The organism is Micromonospora sp. KC723 (assembly GCF_004348595.1).
Classification (GTDB): Bacteria; Actinomycetota; Actinomycetes; order Mycobacteriales; family Micromonosporaceae; genus Micromonospora.
In genome coordinates this window covers 1-19220 of record NZ_SMKD01000112.1, presented here as the reverse complement: position 1 = coordinate 19220, position 19220 = coordinate 1, and the positions used below count along the sequence as shown (strand labels likewise).

Genomic DNA, 19220 nt, shown 5'->3' with positions numbered 1-19220 from the left:
GATCAGTTCGGTCGCTGCCCGCGCCCCCGAAGACTCCCGTGCCACGGCCCGCGCCGTCGTGGCTCCGCGCCCGAGGCGTCGATGTGGCCTGCGCCGCGAACCGGGGCGAGCCCCTTCCCGCCGCACCGGCGCCGTCGGCCCCGCGCGCCCTTGTCCGGCTGCCCGAGTGACCTCGACGCCGGCACTGCCCACCATTCCCGGCCGCGGCGGCGGGCCGTCCCCCGCCGCTGTCCTCTGCGGGCCTGTCGTCGCCGCATCCCGCAGTCCTGTCGATGACGCGGTGGGGCGGTGGCGACCGGGGGCGGCGGCGGTGCGGGACGCGCCGACACCGCAGGCGTCGCCCCTGTGCATGTAAGAGATCAGAGGTGTTGCGGTCCTTACCGGCGCGTGCCAGGATCGTCGGCGATGAGCCAATCCACCGCGACCGTGCCGCCGCGCCGGATCGCCGCCCTCGCCCTGCCCGCCCTTGTGGTGCTCGCGGCCGAGCCGCTCTACGTGCTGGTCGACACGGCGGTCGTCGGGCACCTCGGCCGGGTGCCGCTCGCCGCGCTGGCCATCGGCGGCACCGTGATGACCCTCGCCGCCTGGCTGGGCACCGTGCTGGCGTACGGCATCACCGGGCGGGCGGCCCGGCGGTTCGGCTCCGGGGACCGGGCGGCGGCGGTGGCCGAGGGCGTGCAGGCCTCCTGGCTCGCGCTCGCCGTCGGGGTGCTGGTGGCGCTCGGCGTGCAGATCGGCGGCGCCGGGTTGGCGCGTACCCTCGCCGGAGATGGCGGCGAGGTGGCCGACGCGGCCGGGCAGTGGCTGCGCGTCGCGGCGCTCGGCACCCCCGGCCTGCTGCTCGCCGCCGCCGGCAACGGGTGGCTGCGCGGCCTCCAGGACACCCGCCGCCCGCTGCTGTTCGTGCTCGCGCCCAGCCTGATGTCGGCGGTGCTCTGCCCGCTGCTGGTCTACCCGGCCGGGCTCGGCCTGGTCGGCTCGGCGGTGGCCAACGCGGTCGCCCAGACCGTCTCCGGTGCTCTCTTCGCGGCGGCGCTGGTCCGCGAGCGGGTGCCGCTGCGGCCCCGGCCCCACCTCATCCGACAGCAGTTGGTGCTCAGCCGCGACCTGCTCGTCCGCGGCCTGGCGTTCCAGGCCAGTTTCCTGTCGGCCACCGCGGTCGCGGCCCGCTTCGGCGCCGCGGCCGTCGGCGCCCACCAGATCGCGCTGCAGCTGTGGTTCTTCACCGCTCTGGTGCTGGACGCGCTCGCCATCGCCGCCCAGGCCCTGGTCGGCGCGGCGCTCGGAGCCGGGGACGGCGCCGGCGCCCGCGCGCTGGCCCGCCGCTTCGCGCTGCTCGGCGGCGCCTGCGGAATCGGCTTCGCCGTGCTGATCGCCGCCGGCTCCGGCGTGCTGCCGTCCTGGTTCAGCTCCGACCAGCAGGTACGCGAGCAGGCGATGCTGGCCTGGCCCTGGTTCGCCGCGATGCAGCCCCTCGCCGGGGTGGTCTTCGCCCTCGACGGGGTGTTGATCGGCGCGGGGGACGTGCGCTACCTGCGCAACCTCACCATCGTGGCCGCGCTCGGCGGTTTCCTGCCGGCGATCTGGCTGGCGTACGGGCTGGACCTGGGGCTGGGCGGCATCTGGGCGGGGCTCACCCTGTTCGTGGTGATCCGGCTCGCCGCGCTGCTGCTGCGGCTGCGCTCCGGCGACTGGGCGGTGACCGGGGCGGTCCGCTGACGACGCCCGGAAACCGCCCTGCGGTGCTGGCGGCCGTGGCCCCGTCTGGCAGGCTTGGCGGTCGTGAGCACTGACGGTTTGATCGTGGTGGACAAGCCCGGCGGCATGACGTCGCACGACGTGGTGGCGCGGGTCCGCCGGCTGGCGAGGACCCGGCGGGTCGGGCACGGCGGCACCCTCGACCCGATGGCCACCGGCGTGCTGGTGATCGGGGTCGGCCGGGCGACCCGGCTGCTCACGTACGTCATCGGCGCGGGGAAGAGCTACACCGCGACGGTCCGGCTCGGTCAGGCCACCGTCACCGACGACGCCGAGGGCGACGTGATCGCCACCAGTCAGGCCGGGCAGCTCACCGACGCGGCGGTGCGCGACGCGTTCACCCCGCTCACCGGCGAGATCGACCAGGTGCCCAGCGCGGTCAGCGCTATCAAGATCAACGGCCAGCGGGCGTACCGGCGGGTGCGCGAGGGGGAGAGCGTCGAGCTGCCCGCCCGCCGGGTCACCGTCTCCCGGCTCGACGTGCGGGCGATCCGCCGGGACACCCCGGACGTGGTGGACGTCGACATCGACGTGACCTGCTCGTCCGGGACGTACATCCGGGCGATCGCCCGGGACGCCGGGTTGGCGCTCGGCGTCGGCGGGCACCTCACCGCGTTGCGGCGTACCGCGGTGGGGAACTTCACCCTCACCGAGGCCGCCACCCTCGCCGAGCTGGAGCAGCGTGCCCCCGAGGTGGTCAACCTGCCGCTCGACGTGGCGGCCGACCGGTACTTCCCGCGCCGGGACGCCACCGCCGCCGAAGCGAGGACGCTGTCCCACGGCGGCCCGCTCGACGCGGCCGGCGTCGTCGGACCGTACGCCGTCTTCGGCCCGGACGGCGGCCTCATCGCTATCGTCAGCGAGCGGGACGGCCGGGCCCGCGCGGAGATCGTGCTCGCCCCGGCCTGACGGCCCGCTTACGTGGTCGCCGGCCGTCGTGGGCTGGTGGGGAGGAGAGACATGCAGCGGTGGCGGGGGTACGACGCGGCGCCCGGGGGGTGGGGACGCTCGGTCGTCACCATCGGCGTCTTCGACGGTGTGCACAAGGGGCACCAGGCGACCATCGGGCACGCCGTGGCCCGGGCGCGGGACCTGGGCGTCCGGTCGGTGGTGGTCACCTTCGACCCGCACCCGGCCGAGGTGGTGCGCCCCGGCTCGCACCCCGCCGTGCTCACCGAACCGGCCCGTAAGGCCGAGCTGATCGAGGCGCTGGGCGTGGACGTGCTCTGTGTGGTGCCGTTCACCCCGGAGTTCTCCCGGCTGCCCGCCGAGGCGTTCGTGCACGACGTCCTCGTCGCGCACCTGCACGCCGCGCTGGTCGTGGTGGGGGAGAACTTCCGGTTCGGCCACCGGGCGGCCGGGGACGTCGCCCTGCTGGAACGGCTCGGCCGCACCTTCGGCTTCGCGGTCGAGGGCGCGCCGCTGGTGGCCGAGGCCAACACGGTCTACTCCTCGACGTACATCCGCTCCTGCGTCGACGCGGGCGACGTGGCCGCCGCCGCCGCGGCGCTCGGCCGCCCGCACCGGGTCGAGGGCGTGGTGGTCCGTGGCGACCAGCGTGGACGTGAGTTGGGTTACCCCACCGCCAACCTGTTGACCCACCGGTACGCGGCGGTGCCCGCCGACGGCGTGTACGCCGCCCGGCTGGTCCGGCGCGGCCATTCCGAGCCCCTCGCGGCGGCGGTGTCCATCGGCACCAACCCGACCTTCTCCGGTCGGGAACGTCGGGTGGAGGCGTACGCGCTGGACTTCTCCGGTGACCTGTACGGCGAGCGACTCGCCCTGGACTTCGTGGCCCACCTGCGCGAGCAGCGGACGTACGACGCGATCGAGCCGTTGGTCACCCAGATCGCCGAGGACGTCGAGCGGACCCGTCGCCTGCTCGGTTGAGCGCTCCCACCGGCTGCGTCACCGCCCTTCACCGGGCGGTACCGGCGTGGGCTGGTAGTCTTGCGGAGACGTCGGCTGGCCGACGTGGGGCCTCGCGTGCCTGCACGACGCCGCGGGTGCGAGGAACCGGTCCGTTCCCGGTCCCCGACCGGTCCACGGACATCATCGATCAACCCACGAAACAGGGAGAACATGGCGCTCGACCAGGAATCCAAGGCCAAGATCCGCGCGGAGTACGCGACCGCCGAGGGCGACACCGGTTCGCCGGAGGTGCAGGTCGCGGTCCTCACCAAGCGGATCGCCGAGCTCACCGAGCACCTGAAGGTGCACAAGCACGACCACCACAGCCGCCGTGGGCTGCTGCTGCTGGTCGGCCGTCGCCGTCGGCTGCTCAACTACGTCCAGAAGAAGGACATCAACCGCTACCGGTCGCTCATCGAGCGGCTCGGTCTGCGCCGGTGACGAAACGGGGGAGTGGCTGCGGCTGCTCCCCCTTCCGGTACCACTGAAGGGAACGGGCCGCGCGACCACCCGATGAGGGAGCCGGTCAGCACCGGTCTCCGGTAGTGGCCCCCGGGCACCCCGGCAGCACGCCGGCCACCCGGGCGCTTCGATCGAAGACCGGCCGTCTGAGCAGCTCCCCGCGTCGTGGGCCCCCGATGCGAAGGAGCACGACAGCACCATGACCGAGACCAACCTCGGCACCGAATCCCGCACCGCCGTGATCGACAACGGGGCCTTCGGCACCCGCGAGATCACCTTCTCCACCGGCCGCCTGGCCCGCCAGGCCGCCGGCTCCGTCGTCGCCCAGCTCGGCGAGACGGTCGTCCTCTCCGCCACCACCGCGGGCAAGCAGCCGAAGGAGCAGTTCGACTTCTTCCCGCTGACCGTGGACGTCGAGGAGCGGATGTACGCCGCGGGCCGGATCCCCGGTTCGTTCTTCCGCCGCGAGGGCCGGCCCAGCGAGGACGCCATCCTCACCTGCCGGCTGATCGACCGGCCGCTGCGCCCGTCGTTCGTCAAGGGCCTGCGCAACGAGGTCCAGGTCGTCGAGACCGTCCTCGCGCTCGACCCGCAGCACCCGTACGACGTGGTGGCGATCAACGCCGCCTCCATGTCGACCAAGCTCTCCGGCCTGCCGTTCTCCGGCCCGATCGGGGCCACCCGGATGGCGCACGTGGACGGCCAGTGGGTCGCCTTCCCGACCATCGAGGAGCTGGCCCGGGCCACCTTCGACATGGTGGTGGCCGGTCGCGCCCTGTCGGACGGCGACGTGGCGATCATGATGGTCGAGGCGGAGGCCACCGAGCACACCGTGAAGCTGGTCGCCGGCGGCGCGCCCGCCCCGACCGAGGAGGTCGTCGCCAGCGGCCTGGAGGCCGCCAAGCCGGCCATCCGTGAGCTGTGCCGGGCGCAGAGCGAGCTGGCCGAGGTCGCCGCCAAGCCGGTCGCCGAGTTCCCGGTCTTCCTCGACTACCAGGACGACGTGTACGGCGCGGTGGCCGAGGTGGCCCGCGTCGAGGTCGCCGAGGCCCTCAAGATCGCCGGCAAGGCGGACCGCGAGGAGGCCCTGGACCGGGTCAAGGCCAAGGTCGCCGAGGAGCTCGGCGGTCGCTTCGAGGGTCGGGAGAAGGAGCTCAACGCCGCCTTCCGCTCGCTGACCAAGTCGGAGGTCCGCAACCGGGTGCTGCGTGAGCAGGTCCGCATCGACGGCCGCGGCCCGCGTGACATCCGGCCGCTGACCGCCGAGGTGGGCGTGCTGCCCCGGGTGCACGGCTCGGCGCTGTTCGAGCGCGGCGAGACCCAGATCCTGGGCGTCACCACGCTCAACATGTTGCGCATGGAGCAGTCGCTGGACACCCTCTCTCCGGAGAAGTCCAAGCGCTACATGCACAACTACAACTTCCCGCCGTACTCCACCGGCGAGACCGGTCGGGTTGGTTCGCCGAAGCGGCGCGAGATCGGCCACGGCGCCCTGGCGGAGCGGGCGCTGATCCCGGTGCTGCCGGCGCGCGAGGAGTTCCCGTACGCCATCCGGCAGGTTTCCGAGGCGCTCGGCTCCAACGGCTCCACCTCGATGGGTTCGGTCTGCGCCTCGACGCTGGGCCTGCTCAGCGCCGGTGTGCCGCTGAAGGCGCCGGTCGCCGGCATCGCCATGGGCCTCATCTCCGACGAGGTCGACGGCAAGACCCAGTACGTGACGCTGACCGACATCCTCGGCGCCGAGGACGCGTTCGGTGACATGGACTTCAAGGTCGCCGGCACCCGGGACTTCGTCACCGCGCTGCAGCTCGACACCAAGCTCGACGGCATCCCGTCGGACGTGTTGGCCGCCGCTCTCCAGCAGGCGCACGAGGCGCGGCAGACCATCCTCGACGTGATGCAGGCGGCGATCGAGGCTCCGGCCGAGATGTCGGACTACGCGCCGCGGGTCACCACCGTGAAGATCCCGGTCGACAAGATCGGCATGGTGATCGGGCCGAAGGGCCAGACCATCAACGCCATCCAGGACGAGACCGGCGCCGAGATCTCCATCGAGGACGACGGCACGATCTACGTCGGCGCGACGAACGGACCGTCGGCCCAGGCCGCGGTGGACCGGATCAACGGCATCGCCAACCCGACCCTGCCGAAGGTGGGCGAGCGGTTCCTCGGCACGGTGGTCAAGACCGCCGCGTTCGGCGCGTTCGTCTCGCTGCTGCCCGGCCGCGACGGCCTGCTGCACATCTCCAAGGTGGGCGACGGCAAGCGGGTCGAGAAGGTCGAGGACTTCCTCAACGTCGGTGACCGGGTCGAGGTGGAGATCGCCGACATCGACGCCCGCGGCAAGATCTACCTGGACAAGGTCCGTCCGGAGGGCGCGGAGGCGCCGGCCGCCGCCGAGACCGCCGAGGACGAGCGCCCGGCCGGTCGGGACCGTGGCGGCGACCGTGGCCCGCGCGAGCGCGGCGACCGTGGCGGCGACCGGGCCCCTCGTGGCCCGGAGGGTGGCGAGGGCGGCGGCGAGTCGCGTCCGCGCCGCCGGACCCGGCACAGCTGAGCGGTGACCGGCCGGGTGGCACGCCACCCGGCCGGTTCCGTGCCATCCCACACCCACCCCTCGTCAACTGGAGCAGGTTTCGTGAGTCGGGCCCGGCGTTCGTCTTTCCCTGCGGGTCGACGGGGGGTCATCGCGAGCCGGGCGGTGACCCGCACGTTGAGTGACGACCCGCTTGGCGGGACGGTGCGCCGCACCGTGCTGCCCAGCGGGTTGCGCGTGCTGACCGAGGCGATCCCGGCGATGCGCAGCGTGTCGTTCGGCGTCTGGGTGGCGGTCGGCTCCCGTGACGAGACCGGTCCGCAGGCCGGTGCCGCGCACTTCCTGGAGCACCTGCTCTTCAAGGGCACCCACAAGCGCAGCGCGCTGGACATCTCCGCCGAGATCGAGGCGGTGGGTGGGGAGACCAACGCCTTCACCACCAAGGAATACACCTGCTACTACGCCCGGGTGCTGGACGCGGACCTGCCGCTGGCCATCGACGTCATGTGCGACCTGATCGCCGACTCGGTGCTGGCGGCCGCCGACGTGGAGACCGAGCGCGGCGTGATCCTCGAAGAGATCGCCATGCACGACGACGAGCCCGGCGACGAGGTGCACGACCTCTTCGCCCGCGCCGTCTACGGCGACCACCCGCTCGGCCGGCTGATCTCCGGAACCGAGGAGACGGTCACCCCGATGACCCGGCGGCAGATCCAGAGCTTCTACCGCCGCCGCTACACCCCGCCGCAGATCGTCGTCGCCGCCGCCGGCAACCTCGACCACGCCGTGGTGGTCAGGCTGGTCCGCCAGGCGCTGCGCGGCTCCCCGCTGGACACCGCGCCGGCCGCGCCGGCCTCGCGGCGGCCGGCCACCCCGACGGTACGCACGAAGCCGGCCGCCACCCTGGTCGAGCCGAAGGAGACCGAGCAGGCGCACGTCATCCTCGGCTGCCCCGGCATCGCCCGCGCCGACGGCCGGCGGTTTGCCCTCGGCGTGCTCAACAACGTCCTCGGCGGCGGTATGTCCAGCCGGCTGTTCCAGGAGATCCGGGAGCGTCGCGGGTTGGCGTACTCGGTCTACTCCTACGCCAGCCAGTACGCCGACAGCGGCCTCTTCGCCGTCTACGCCGGCTGCGCGCCGGGCAAGGTGGACGAGGTGCTGGACCTGACCCGCGCCGAACTGGCCCGGGTCGCCGCCGAGGGGATCACCGAGACGGAACTGGCCCGGGGCAAGGGTATGAGCAAGGGCTCGTTCGTGCTGGGGCTGGAGGACACCGGCTCCCGGATGAGCCGGCTGGCAAAGGGCGAGCTGCTCTACGGCGACCTGGTACCGGTCGACGAACTGCTCACCCGGGTCGACGCGGTGACCCTCGACGACGTGAACACGCTCGCCGCCGACCTGCTCGCCCGACCGATGTCGCTGGCGGTGGTCGGTCCGTTCGACGCGCACCGTTTCTCCGCCTGACCGCCGCCGGGTGCGGCGCCGCGGTCGCGTCGGCTGGTGGGACGGTGGGTGGTCCCGGCGGATGAAGGCGTCCTGATTGGGATAGGTTGTGGCCCGTGACTGACGAGCAGGAGAAGGGCCCGGCCGAGCCGATCCGGGTCGGTGTGCTGGGTGCCCGTGGCCGGATGGGCGTCGAGGTGTGCAAGGCGGTCGACGCCGCCGCGGACATGGACCTGGTGGCGATGGTCGACCAGGGCGACTGGCTGTTCAACGCCTCCGACGCGGGCGCCGAGGTGGTCGTCGACTTCACCACGCCGGACGTCGTCATGGACAACCTGCACTGGTGCATCGACCAGGGGATCAGTGCCGTCGTCGGCACCACCGGCTTCACCGAGCAGCGGATCGAGCGGGTGCGCGGCTGGCTGGAGCGCAAGCCCGGCGTCGGCGTGGTCATCGCTCCCAACTTCGGCATCGGCGCGGTGCTGATGATGCAGTTCGCCGCGAAGGCCGCCCGGTACTTCGAGAGCGTCGAGATCGTCGAGCAGCACCACCCACGCAAGCTGGACGCACCGAGCGGCACCGCCACCCACACGGCCCGGCGGATCGCCGCCGCCCGCGCCGAGGCCGGGCTCGGGCCCGTGCCGGACGCCACCGCCGACGAGGTGCCGGGCGCGCGCGGCGCCGACATCGACGGGGTACGCGTGCACGCCGTCCGCGCCACGGGTTTGGTCGCCCACCAGGAGGTGCTCTTCGGCACCACCGGCGAGACGCTGACCATCCGGCACGACTCGTACGACCGGGCGTCGTTCATGCCCGGTGTGCTGCTGGCGGTCCGCGCGGTGCGGCACCGGCCGGGCCTCACCATCGGCATCGACGAGCTGCTCGACTGACCGTCGTTTCCGTCGTTCCCGTCGTTCCCGTCGTTCCGTGGGGCGCTGGTCGACCTGGCGATGGCGCACCACCGGCTGCCGTCGGCCGGTCTCTGCCAGGGCCTGCTCACCGGAGACCGACGCGGGGTGACCGTAGGCTGTCTCCATGATCGATTCTGGGCTGCGGGACCGGGCCGGCCGACACGTCACGCTGCGTCCCGTCGACGACGACAACTGGCGGGCCGTCGCCGACGTCGCGCCCCGCGACGACCAACGGGCCTGGGTGCCCGCCCTGGCGGCCCGCTACCTGGTGCTGACAATGCGGTCCAACGTGTGGACGTCGCTGGCGGTGTTCGCGGACGAGACGGTGGTCGGGCACGTCATGTGGGGCGTGGACGACGACGGCTCCCGCTGGCTCGGCGGCCTCGTGGTCGACGCGGCCGAGCAGGACCGCGGCGTCGGGCGGGCGGCCGTCCGCACCCTGGTGGACTGGCTGGCCGGGCAGGACGGCGGTGGGCACCCGATCCGCCTGTCGTACCACCCGGACAACGCCCCGGCGGCCGCCCTCTACCGGTCCTTGGGCTTCACGCCGACCGGCGCGGTGGAGGACGACGAGATCGTCGTCGAGTCCCGGCCCTGACCGGCGTACCTCAGGCGGCCGGCTCGCTCGGGACCGCGACGTGCAGTCGCAGCTGGGGGACCAGCATGTCGTCCACGTCCAGCGCCCGGGCCGCGCCGTCGGGCTCCCAGCCGGTGCTGGTGAGGAACTTCCGGGTCGCCTCGTCACCCTCGAACGCCCAGGCCACCGCGCGGCGCATACCGTCGGAGCGCCAAGCGTCCACCGCGGCGGCGAGCAGCCGGCTGCCGTGCCCTCGGCGACCCCAGCGCGGCTCGACCAGCAGGTCGGTCACCGCGGCCACACCCCCGCCGAGGGATTCGGCCGGCTCCTGCGGCGCCAGCGCCTCGGCGTCCGCCGGCCCGGAGGCGACGAACCCCACCAGATAGGATTGCTCGGCCTGTTCGACGGCGACCAGCACCCGGTGCGCGCCGGAGGGCGGCTCCTGCACCGCCGCGCTCCACCGCCGGGCCAGCCACGCCTCGTCCAGGTTGTCGAGCACGTGCCGGGGCAGGATCCGGCGATAGGCGACCCGCCAGGTCGCGAGCTGGATTCGTGCGATCTCGCCGGCGTCCTCGGGACGCGCCGGGCGGACGTACCCCAGAGCCATGGGACGGAAGCCTACGCAGGGTGGGGGAGACGATGGTGGCGCAGGGTGCCAGGCGGACGGCCACGCAGGTCGTCGGGGTGGTCGCGCTCGCCGTCGCGGTGGCCGCCTTCCTGTCGGTGGCGGCCGTGCGGCACGGCTTCTTCGACCTGAAGGTCTACTACGGCGCGCTGCACTTCTGGGTCCACGAGCACGGCGAGATCTACGACTATCTCAAGCCCGGCACCCAGTACGGCTTCACCTACCCGCCGTTCGCGGCGCTGGTCATGCTGCCGATGGCGTACCTGCCCTGGGCGGGCGCGATCGTGGTGAGCGTGGCCGCCAGCGTGGTGGTGAGCACCGTGCTGATCTGGTGGCTGCTGGACCCGGTCTCCCGCCGGGCCGGCTGGACCCGCTGGTTCGCCCTCGCGGTGGCGCTCTGCCTGGCCGCCGCGTACGAGCCGATGCGGGAGACGGTCAACTTCGGTCAGGTGAACATGCTGCTGTTGTTCCTGGTCGGGGTGGACCTGCTGCGGCTGCTGCCGGCCGGCAACCGCTGGGCGGGGGTGGGCATCGGCCTGGCCACCGCGATCAAACTGACCCCGGGTGTCTTCATCGTCTACCTGCTGGTCACCCGGCGTTGGCGGGCCGCGGTCACCTCGATGGCCGCCGCCACGGTCGCAACCCTGCTCGCCGCCGCGCTCTTCCCCGACGCGTCGCGTGAGTTCTGGACCTCGGCGCTGTGGAACACCGGCCGGGTCGGCGAGCTGGCGTTCGTCTCCAACCAGTCGCTGCGCGGCGTGGTGGCCCGGCTCGATCCGCAGCATCCGAGCACCCTGGCCTGGCTGGCGCTGGTGCTGGCCACCCTCGTGGTGTGGGCCTGGCGGTCCCGGGCCGCGGCGGCGGCCGGTGACGAGGCCACCGGCCTGGCCCTGACCGGCGCGGTGATGTGCCTGGTCAGCCCGGTGACCTGGGTGCACCACCTGGTGTGGCTGCTGCCCGCGCTGATCCTGCTGGTCGACAACGCCGTCGCCGCGCCGCCGCGCAGCGTCCGCCGCCGTGCCCTGGTCGCCTTCGCGGCCGTCGGGTACGGGCTGCTGACCAGCCGCATCGTCTGGGCCTGGGAGAAGGACTTCACCGGCGTGGACGGTTTCCTGGGTGGCAACACCTACGTCTGGATCAGCCTGGCCCTGCTGGTGCTGCTGCCGATCCGTACCTGGGCCCTGCCCGTGCGGGACGCCGGCCCGACCCGGGTCGCCCCGGGCGGCTCAGCCGCCGACCCGGCCGGTGTACCGCAACTCGTCGAGCGGGACGGGGGGACGCCCGCCGGAGATCGGCACCGGGTAGGTCGTCCGCTCACCGTCGGCTGACAACCCGGCCCGTTCGCAGAAGCGGCGGGCCCGGATGTTGCCTGCCAGCACCCAGAGCCGGTAGTGCCGCCAGCCCCGCGCGGCCAGGCCGGCGTGAGCCGCGGCCAGCAGCGCCCGGGCGGTGCCGTCGCCCCAGCGCGCCGGCTCCACGTAGAGCGACAGCACCTCGCCGCAGGCCGGGTCCAGGTCGTCCCGGTCCTGGTTGTTGCGGTACGGCCCGAACGTGGTGAACCCGGCGGGCACCCCGTCGACCTCGGCGAGCAGGGTGGTGAACGGGTGCTCGGGGTCGGCCGTGCCGAGATCCCGTCGGCGCTGCGCCCACGCCGCCGGATTGAGCCGGCCCAACACCTCCGCCGGCATGAGTCCGGCGTAACCGGCCTGCCAGCCGTGGACGTGCACCCGGGCGATAGCCTCGGCATCCTCGGGTTCTTCGCGGCGGATGGTTAGCATGTGTCCGTTGTATGCCGTACCCGGGGAGCCGGTCCAGTGTCCGCTCCGGTTGTCGTACCGCTGCTCTAGGGTTCTCCGACGATGGCCGCACCGGAATCGCTCTCCCTCGCCCAGGCCCGACGGGTGGCGCTCGCCGCCCAGGGCTTCGCCGACCCGCCGCCCGCCGGCGCGCCCACCCGGCGGCACCTGCGCCGGGTGCTGGACCGGGTCGGGTTGATCCAGATGGACTCGGTCAACGTCCTGCGACGGGCGCACTACCTGCCGCTCTACAGCCGGCTCGGGCCCTACCCGACCACCCTGCTGGACGGTGCCGCCTACCGCCACCCGCGGGAGCTGTTCGAGTACTGGGGCCACGAGGCGTCGCTGGTGCCGGTGCGGCTGCACGCCGCGCTGCGTTGGCGGATGGCCCGCGCCCGCGACGAGGCCTGGGGGTGGATGCGCCGGGTCGCGCGGGAGCAACCCGAGCTGGTCGCCTGGGTCCGCGACGAGGTGGCCGCCCGGGGGCCGCTCACCGCGGCGGAGATCGAACACGACGCGCCCCGGGAGACCGGCAACTGGGGGTGGAACTGGTCGGCGGTGAAACGGGCGCTCGAGTACCTCTTCTGGGCCGGCGAGGTGACCGCCGCCGAACGGACCCTCTCCTTCGCCCGCCGTTACGACCTGCCCGAGCGGGTGCTGCCGGCAGCCGCCCTGAACGCGCCCACCCCGGCCGACGCAGAGGCGTACCGGACGCTGGTGTCGGTGGCGGCCCGCTGCCTCGGGGTGGCCGCCGAGCCGGAGCTGCGCGACTACTTCCGTCTCCCGCTGGCCGCCACCCGGCAGGCGATCGTCGAGCTGGTCGAGGCGGGAGAGCTGCTGCCGGTGACGGTGCGGGGCTGGCGGCAGCCCGCCTGGCTGCACGCGGGGGCCCGACTGCCCCGGTGGGTGCGGGCCAACACCCTGGTCAGCCCATTCGACCCGCTGGTCTGGGAACGGGCCCGCACCGAGCGGCTCTTCGGCTTCACCTACCGGATCGAGATCTACGTGCCGGCCCCGCAGCGGGTGCACGGCTACTACGTGTTGCCGTTCCTGCAGGGAGAGCGCTTCACCGCCCGCGTCGACCTCAAGGCCGACCGGAAGGCCGGAGTGCTGCTGGTGCCGGCGGCCTGGCGGGAGCCGGGCGTCGACGAGGGGGAGACCGCTGTCGCGCTCGCCGCCGAGCTGTACCGGCTCGCCGGCTGGCTCGGCCTCGACGCGGTGGCCCCACCGGCGGCCGGGGACCTGGCCGGTCCGCTGACCGCCGCGTTGACGGGTGTGGCCGGTGTACGGTGAGCCCGTGACGAGCGTTGACGGGCCAGGCGCGCCACACCAGGAGGCCGCCGGGGCCGGCTGGCCCGCAGGGGCGTATCCGCACCCGGTCGAGCCGGATCGGCTCACCCGGTTCGTGCTGCGGGTGCACGAGCGTGCCCCCCGCTGGGCGGTGCCCCTGGCCGCGCTCGGCTGCGTCGGCATGGGGGTGGCGTACGCGCTGGTCAGCGACCCGACCCGGAGCGCGCCGGACGCGGAGCCGAGCTGCCTGCTCAAGCTCACCACCGGGCTGGACTGCCCGGGTTGCGGCGGCACCCGCGCCCTCTGGTACGCGCTGCACGCCGACCTGCCGGCCGCCGCCCGGCACCACCTCGTCTTCGTCTTCGCGCTGCCCTTCCTGGCCTACCTCTTCGTGGCCTGGGCGGGAAACCAGGCGTTCGGCTGGCGTCTGCCCGAACTGCGGATCAGCCCCACGATGATCGGCGGCTTCCTCGGTCTGTGGCTCGCCTTCTCGGTCGTCCGCAACCTGCCGTGGGCGCCGTTCACGTCCCTGTACGTGTGACGGCCGGCGGGCCCGGCGCGGCGACCGGGTGCGGTGTTTCACGTCCGTGAACCCACCTTCCCTGACGTTCCGCCGGGCCACTACAGTCGCAGGAATGCCGGAGATGGTGCAGCCCCAGGTCAAACTGATCGCGTGGACCCAGTTCCAGGCCCCGGACGACGTGCCGTGGTCGACCGACGCCGACGGCGGTCAGGCCCTCGCCGAGTTCGCCGGCCGGGCCTGCTACCAGAGCTGGAAGAAGCCGAACCCGGCCACCGCCACCAACGCCGGCTACCTCGCCCACATCCTGGAGGTGGGGCACCTGTCGGTGCTGGAGCACGGCTCGGTGAGCTTCTACTTCACCGGCGTCTCGCGCTCGTTCACCCACGAGCTGATCCGGCACCGGCACTTCTCGTACTCCCAGCTCTCCCAGCGCTATGTTCCGGAGCGGGACGCGGCGATGGTCGAGCCCCGGGTGATCGCCGAGGACCCGGAGCTGCACAAGAAGTTCGTCGAGGCCGCCGAGGCGAGCGTCCGGGCGTACACCGAGCTGCTGGAGGGGCTGGAGCGGCGCTTCGCCGACGAGCCCAACCCCACGCTGCGCCGCAAGCAGGCCCGGCAGGCGGCCCGTGCGGTGCTGCCCAACGCCACCGAGACCCGCATCGTGGTCACCGGCAACTACCGCGCCTGGCGGCACTTCATCGCCATGCGCGCCACCGAACACGCCGACGTCGAGATCCGCGAGCTGGCCGTGGAGTGCCTGCGCCAGCTTCAGCAGGTCGCCCCGAACGTCTTCCACGACTTCGTCATCACCACCCTGCCCGACGGCAGCGAGGTGGCGGCGAGTCCGCACCGCGAGTGGTCCTGAGCCCTTCCCCACCGGCCCTCCGGTGGTCGTCCGCTAGGTTGTGAACATGACGCACGACCACCCTGCCGCCCCCGATCGGGGCCCGTCGCGCCCCTTCGGCCGACTGATCACGGCCATGGTGACCCCGTTCACCGCCGACGGGTCCCTCGACCTCGACGGCGCCGCGCGGCTCGCCACCCACCTCGTCGACGAGCAGGGCAACGACGCGCTGGTGCTCAACGGCACCACCGGCGAGTCGCCGACCACCACCGACGCGGAGAAGGAGGCCCTGGTCCGGGTCGTCGCGGAGGCGGTCGGTGACCGGGCTCGGATCCTCGCCGGGGTGGGCACCAACGACACCCGGCACACGATCGAGCTGGCCGTCTCGGCGGAGAAGGCCGGCGCGCACGGCCTGCTCGTGGTCACCCCGTACTACAGCAAGCCGCCGCAGAGCGGGCTGCTGCGCCACTTCACCGCGGTCGCCGACGCCACCGGGCTGCCGGTCATGCTCTACGACATCCCGCACCGTGCCGGGACGGCGATCGAGACCGAGACGCTGGTACGCCTGGCCGAGCACGGCCGGATCGTCGCGGTCAAGGACGCCAAGGGCGACCTGACCGCGACCAGTTGGGTGACCAGCCGCACCGACCTCGCCTTCTACAGCGGCGAGGACGCGCTCACCCTGCCCGCGCTGGCCGTCGGGGCGGTCGGGGTCGTCGGCACCTCCACGCACTTCACGGGCGTGGGGACCAGGCAGATGATCGAGGCGTACGAGGCGGGCGACCACGCCGGCGCGCTGGCCCTGCACCGGCGGCTGCTGCCGCTGTACACCGGGATCTTCCGCGCCCAGGGCGTGGTCCTGGTGAAGGCGGGCCTGGCGGCCAAGGGCCTGCCGGCCGGCCCGGTGCGCCCGCCGCAGGTGGACGCCACCGCCGACGAGGTCGCCCGGTTGCGGGCCGACTGCGCGGCGGCGGGCCTGGACCTTTCCTGACATGACCGGACGACACGACGGACGCCGGACGGCGTCGCAGAATGAGGTGGACGCGTGACCGGGGCGCACATCGAGGCCGAACTGCCGCCGCCGCTGCCGGAGGGCGGCCTGCGGATCATCCCGCTCGGCGGGCTCGGCGCCATCGGTCGGAACATGACCGTCTTCGAGTACGACGGCAAGCTGCTGATCGTCGACTGCGGGGTGCTCTTCCCCGACGTCGAGCAGCCCGGGGTTGATCTGATCCTGCCGGACTTCAGCCCGATCCTGGACCGGCTCGGCGACGTCCAGGCGATCGTGCTCACCCACGGCCACGAGGACCACATCGGCGCGGTGCCGTACCTGCTCGCCCACAAGCCGGACATCCCGCTGGTCGGTTCCCAGTTCACCCTGGCGCTGGTGGAGGCGAAGCTCGCCGAGCGACGGATCCAGCCGTACACGCTGACCGTGCGGGAGGGGGGCCGGGAGCGGCTGGGCCCGTTCGAGTGCGAGTTCTTCGCCGTCAACCACTCCATCCCGGACGCCCTCGCGGTGGCCATCCGCACCCCGGCCGGCCTGGTGCTGCACACCGGCGACTTCAAGATGGACCAGCTCCCCCTGGACGGCCGGATCACCGACCTGGCCGGGTTCGCCCGGCTCGGCGCCGAGGGCGTGGACCTGCTCCTGTCGGACTCCACCAACGCGGAGATCCCCGGTTTCGTCACTCCGGAGCGCGAGATCGGGCCGGTGCTCGACTCGATCTTCGCCAAGGCGCGGGGCCGGATCATCGTGGCCTCGTTCGCCTCGCACGTGCACCGGGTCCAGCAGGTCTTCGACTCGGCGGTCGAGCACGGCCGCAAGGTGGCGCTGATCGGCCGGTCCATGGTCCGCAACATGGGCATCGCCCGGGACCTCGGCCTGCTCAACATCCCACCCGACCTGGTGGTCGGGTTGGAGGAGGCCACCACCCTGCCGCCCGAGCGGATCGTGCTGATGTCCACCGGCTCGCAGGGCGAACCGATGAGCGCCCTCGGCCGGATGGCCAGCGGCGACCACCGGCACATCACGATCGCGCCCGGCGACACGGTCGTGCTGGCCAGTTCGCTGGTGCCCGGCAACGAGACGTCGGTCTACCGGGTGATCAACCGGCTCGCCCGGGCCGGCGCGATGGTCGTGCACAAGGACGTGGCCAAGGTGCACGTCTCCGGCCACGCCCCCGCCGGTGAACTGCTGTACCTGCTCAACGTGACCCGGCCCAGCAACCTGATGCCGGTGCACGGCGAGTGGCGGCACCTGCGCGCGCACGCCCGGCTGGGTATCGAGTCCGGGGTCGCGCCGGACCGGGTGGTGCTCTGCGAGGACGGCGACGTCGTCGACCTGGTCGAGGGCCGGGCCAGGCTGGTCGGGCACGTGAAGAGCCGGTACGTCTACGTCGACGGTCTCGCCGTCGGGGACGTCAGCGAGTCGCTGCTCACCGAGCGGCGCATCCTCGGTGACGGCGGGTTCATCGCCGCCACCGTGGTGGTCGACTCGGTCACCGGCAAGGTGGTCGGCGGGCCGACCGTTTCGGCGAAGGGCTTCTCCGAGGACCCTGAGGCGTTCAGCCCGGTGGTCCCGCTGGTCACCGAGGCGCTCAACCGGGCCGCCGCGGACGGCATCACCGACCCGCACCAGCTCCAGCAGATCGTCCGGCGCACGGTGGGGCGTTGGGTCAACGACGCGTACCGCCGCCGGCCGATGATCGTCCCGACGGTCGTCGAGGTCTGAGCCACGTCACTTCGCACGCCGGTCCACCGCCCTCGGTGGACCGGCGTCGTCGTGTCCGGGTAGGACCAACCCGTGACGAGCTGAACACGTTGGGCCGAAAGATCCCCGACGGGTTCAACCGATCGGCGGCCGTCTCCGTACTCCCGGCTGGCAGGCGTACCCGCGCAGGCCGGGAGGAGCATGGCGGATGGACCGCAGACGGATGACAGCCATCGGTGTCGTGGTGGCGGCGCTGGGTTTGACGGCGGCAGTGACCCTGCCGTCGTTCGCCGGTGACAGTGCCGCGCCGGACGCCGGCGGGCCGGCCGGGGCGAAGGCCACCGGTGGGGTGGCGCCCGAGGTGGTGGACGTGATGAGCCGTGACCTCAGGCTCACCCGCGACCAGGCGGTGCGGCGGCTGACCGCCGAGCGGAAGGCCAGCAGCACCCTGAACCGGCTGCGAGCCAGCCTCGGCGCCGACTACGGCGGCGCCTGGCTCAACGCCGACGGGTCCACCCTCACCGTCGCCGTGGCCGACCCGGCGCAGGCCGCGAAGGTCAAGGCGGCCGGCGCGGTACCGAAGCAGGTGCGGCGCGCCGTCGACGAGCTGGACGCGGTGAAGGGCCGGCTCGACTCGGTGGGTCGCACCGCCACCCCGGAGATCACCGGCTGGTACGTCGACGTCGCCACCAACTCCGTGGTCGTGCTCGCCCAGCCGGGCGCGGAGGCCCGGGCCCGTCGGTGGGCGGCCAACAACGGCGCCCCCGCCGACGCGGTGCGGGTCACCACCTCCCGCGAGCAGCCGCGTCCGCTGTTCGACCTGGTGGGCGGCGAACCGTTCTTCATCAACAACTCGGGCCGCTGCTCGATCGGCTTCTCCGTGGTGGGCGGGTTCGTCACCGCCGGGCACTGCGGCCAGGTGGGGGCCCGCACCACCGGCTTCAACCAGGCCCCGCAGGGCACCTTCGCCGCGTCGTCGTTCCCCGGCGACGACTGGGCGTTCGTGCGCACCAACAACCAGTGGACCCCGCAGGGTGTGGTGACGGACTTCAACGGCGGTGTCGTGCCGGTCAACGGCTCCACCGAGGCCCCGATCGGCGCTTCGATCTGCCGCTCCGGATCCACCACGGGCGCCCGCTGCGGCGTCATCCAGGCCAGGAACGCCACCGTCAACTACCCGGAGGGGACGGTCACCGGGCTGACCCGGACCAACGTCTGCGCCGAGCCGGGCGACTCCGGCGGCTCCTGGATCTCCGGCGACCAGGCGCAGGGCGTCACCTCCGGCGGCTCGGGCAACTGCACCGTCGGCGGTGTCACCTTCTTCCAGCCGGTCAACGAGATCCTTGAGCGCAACAACCTGACGCTGGTGACCGCCAACAACGCCCAGCAGACGGCGCAGCCGCAGGCCCCGGCCACCGCCCCGCCGGCCGGCACCGCCTCACCGGCCCCGCCGGCCGGCGACACCGCCTGCGCCGGCACCGTCCGCCGCAGCGGCACCCTGACCGCCGGTCGGGCCCAGGCCCAGCCGGACGGCCGCTTCTACGTGGCGCAGGCCGGCGCGCAGAGCGCCTGCCTGGAGGCGACCGGCAACGGCCAACTGCTGCTGGAGCTGCAACGCTTCACCGGGGGCGCCTTCCGGACCGTCGCCCGCGCCGGCACCGTCGACGGTGTCGCGAAGCTGACGGCCGACGGTGCCGCCGGGGCGTACCGGTACCGGATCACCGCGCTGCGCGGCTCCGCCTCGTACACCCTGGCGTTCTCCGCGCCCTGACCGGGCCGGTGGCCGCCCCGGCCGCCCCCCGCCGCAGCACGGCCAGCCCGTCCGCCCCGC

General features: G+C 73.3%; 17 protein-coding genes. 15 read left to right on the top strand and 2 right to left on the bottom strand.

What is annotated here, in order from left to right; all coding sequences use genetic code 11:
* Positions 1–405 precede the first annotated feature (405 nt).
* The 8 genes from E1165_RS21705 to E1165_RS21670 all read left to right on the top strand — a co-directional run bounded on the left by E1165_RS21705 (position 406) and on the right by E1165_RS21670 (position 9619).
* On the top strand, positions 406–1719 hold the full coding sequence (locus tag E1165_RS21705; RefSeq protein WP_132393620.1) for an MATE family efflux transporter: 1314 nt from the start codon (positions 406–408) through the stop codon (positions 1717–1719).
* 63 nt (positions 1720–1782) lie between these two features.
* On the top strand, positions 1783–2667 hold the full coding sequence (gene truB / locus E1165_RS21700) for a tRNA pseudouridine(55) synthase TruB (protein WP_132393619.1): 885 nt from the start codon (positions 1783–1785) through the stop codon (positions 2665–2667).
* Between the two features lie 51 nt (positions 2668–2718).
* Complete coding sequence (locus E1165_RS21695; RefSeq protein ID WP_132393618.1) at positions 2719–3648, top strand: bifunctional riboflavin kinase/FAD synthetase; 930 nt, start codon at positions 2719–2721, stop codon at positions 3646–3648.
* A gap of 192 nt (positions 3649–3840) precedes the next feature.
* Complete coding sequence (gene rpsO, locus E1165_RS21690; protein ID WP_067365384.1) at positions 3841–4110, top strand: 30S ribosomal protein S15; 270 nt, start codon at positions 3841–3843, stop codon at positions 4108–4110.
* 220 nt (positions 4111–4330) lie between these two features.
* Positions 4331–6688, top strand: a complete 2358-nt coding sequence (locus E1165_RS21685; protein ID WP_132393617.1) for a polyribonucleotide nucleotidyltransferase — start codon at positions 4331–4333, stop codon at positions 6686–6688.
* An 81-nt stretch (positions 6689–6769) separates the two neighbouring features.
* On the top strand, positions 6770–8131 hold the full coding sequence (locus tag E1165_RS21680; RefSeq protein WP_207916998.1) for a pitrilysin family protein: 1362 nt from the start codon (positions 6770–6772) through the stop codon (positions 8129–8131).
* A 95-nt stretch (positions 8132–8226) separates the two neighbouring features.
* Positions 8227–9000, top strand: coding sequence for a 4-hydroxy-tetrahydrodipicolinate reductase (gene dapB, locus E1165_RS21675; protein WP_132393616.1), 774 nt, complete (start codon positions 8227–8229; stop codon positions 8998–9000).
* A 145-nt stretch (positions 9001–9145) separates the two neighbouring features.
* The gene (locus E1165_RS21670) at positions 9146–9619 is read left to right on the top strand and encodes a GNAT family N-acetyltransferase (RefSeq protein WP_132393615.1); all 474 of its coding nucleotides are present in this window, start codon (positions 9146–9148) and stop codon (positions 9617–9619) included.
* Positions 9620–9629: 10 nt separating this feature from the next.
* Here the strand turns inward: E1165_RS21670 and E1165_RS21665 are convergent, their stop codons facing one another.
* Positions 9630–10205 (bottom strand): GNAT family N-acetyltransferase, encoded by a 576-nt coding sequence (locus tag E1165_RS21665; RefSeq protein WP_132393614.1) that lies wholly within the window; start codon positions 10203–10205, stop codon positions 9630–9632.
* Positions 10206–10240: 35 nt separating this feature from the next.
* Here E1165_RS21665 and E1165_RS21660 point away from each other — a divergent pair, with 35 nt between their 5' ends.
* Positions 10241–11551: a glycosyltransferase family 87 protein gene (locus tag E1165_RS21660; protein ID WP_132393622.1), complete on the top strand. Its 1311-nt coding sequence runs from the start codon at positions 10241–10243 to the stop codon at positions 11549–11551.
* On the opposite strand, the gene E1165_RS21655 is transcribed toward E1165_RS21660, so the two are convergent.
* Positions 11450–12001, bottom strand: coding sequence for a GNAT family N-acetyltransferase (locus tag E1165_RS21655; RefSeq protein ID WP_132393613.1), 552 nt, complete (start codon positions 11999–12001; stop codon positions 11450–11452). The two genes, E1165_RS21660 and E1165_RS21655, sit on opposite strands and share 102 nt — an antisense overlap.
* Before the next feature lie 81 nt (positions 12002–12082).
* Between E1165_RS21655 and E1165_RS21650 the strand changes: the two genes are divergently transcribed.
* The 6 genes from E1165_RS21650 to E1165_RS21625 all read left to right on the top strand — a co-directional run bounded on the left by E1165_RS21650 (position 12083) and on the right by E1165_RS21625 (position 19160).
* Entirely contained in the window at positions 12083–13312 is a 1230-nt protein-coding gene (locus E1165_RS21650) for a winged helix-turn-helix domain-containing protein (protein ID WP_132393612.1), read from the top strand.
* Between the two features lie 4 nt (positions 13313–13316).
* Positions 13317–13850 (top strand): DUF2752 domain-containing protein, encoded by a 534-nt coding sequence (locus E1165_RS21645; RefSeq protein ID WP_243704912.1) that lies wholly within the window; start codon positions 13317–13319, stop codon positions 13848–13850.
* Positions 13851–13953: 103 nt separating this feature from the next.
* Entirely contained in the window at positions 13954–14697 is a 744-nt protein-coding gene (gene thyX, locus E1165_RS21640) for an FAD-dependent thymidylate synthase (RefSeq protein WP_132393621.1), read from the top strand.
* 46 nt (positions 14698–14743) lie between these two features.
* Positions 14744–15667, top strand: a complete 924-nt coding sequence (gene dapA, locus E1165_RS21635; RefSeq protein WP_132393610.1) for a 4-hydroxy-tetrahydrodipicolinate synthase — start codon at positions 14744–14746, stop codon at positions 15665–15667.
* Positions 15668–15721: 54 nt separating this feature from the next.
* Entirely contained in the window at positions 15722–17410 is a 1689-nt protein-coding gene (locus E1165_RS21630) for a ribonuclease J (RefSeq protein WP_132393609.1), read from the top strand.
* A gap of 187 nt (positions 17411–17597) precedes the next feature.
* Positions 17598–19160, top strand: coding sequence for a S1 family peptidase (locus E1165_RS21625; RefSeq protein ID WP_132393608.1), 1563 nt, complete (start codon positions 17598–17600; stop codon positions 19158–19160).
* Positions 19161–19220: the final 60 nt, after the last annotated feature.

Bases quoted from the DNA above. Each gene is read 5' to 3' on its own strand.
- E1165_RS21705 (WP_132393620.1), top strand. From the start codon at position 406: ATGAGCCAATCCACCGCGACCGTGCCGCCGCGCCGGATCGCCGCCCTC.
- E1165_RS21695 (WP_132393618.1), top strand. From the start codon at position 2,719: ATGCAGCGGTGGCGGGGGTACGACGCGGCGCCCGGGGGGTGGGGACGC.
- rpsO (WP_067365384.1), top strand. From the start codon at position 3,841: ATGGCGCTCGACCAGGAATCCAAGGCCAAGATCCGCGCGGAGTACGCG.
- E1165_RS21685 (WP_132393617.1), top strand. From the start codon at position 4,331: ATGACCGAGACCAACCTCGGCACCGAATCCCGCACCGCCGTGATCGAC.
- E1165_RS21670 (WP_132393615.1), top strand. From the start codon at position 9,146: ATGATCGATTCTGGGCTGCGGGACCGGGCCGGCCGACACGTCACGCTG.
- E1165_RS21665 (WP_132393614.1), bottom strand. From the start codon at position 10,205: ATGGCTCTGGGGTACGTCCGCCCGGCGCGTCCCGAGGACGCCGGCGAG.
- E1165_RS21655 (WP_132393613.1), bottom strand. From the start codon at position 12,001: ATGCTAACCATCCGCCGCGAAGAACCCGAGGATGCCGAGGCTATCGCC.
- E1165_RS21650 (WP_132393612.1), top strand. From the start codon at position 12,083: ATGGCCGCACCGGAATCGCTCTCCCTCGCCCAGGCCCGACGGGTGGCG.
- thyX (WP_132393621.1), top strand. From the start codon at position 13,954: ATGGTGCAGCCCCAGGTCAAACTGATCGCGTGGACCCAGTTCCAGGCC.
- dapA (WP_132393610.1), top strand. From the start codon at position 14,744: ATGACGCACGACCACCCTGCCGCCCCCGATCGGGGCCCGTCGCGCCCC.
- E1165_RS21625 (WP_132393608.1), top strand. From the start codon at position 17,598: ATGGACCGCAGACGGATGACAGCCATCGGTGTCGTGGTGGCGGCGCTG.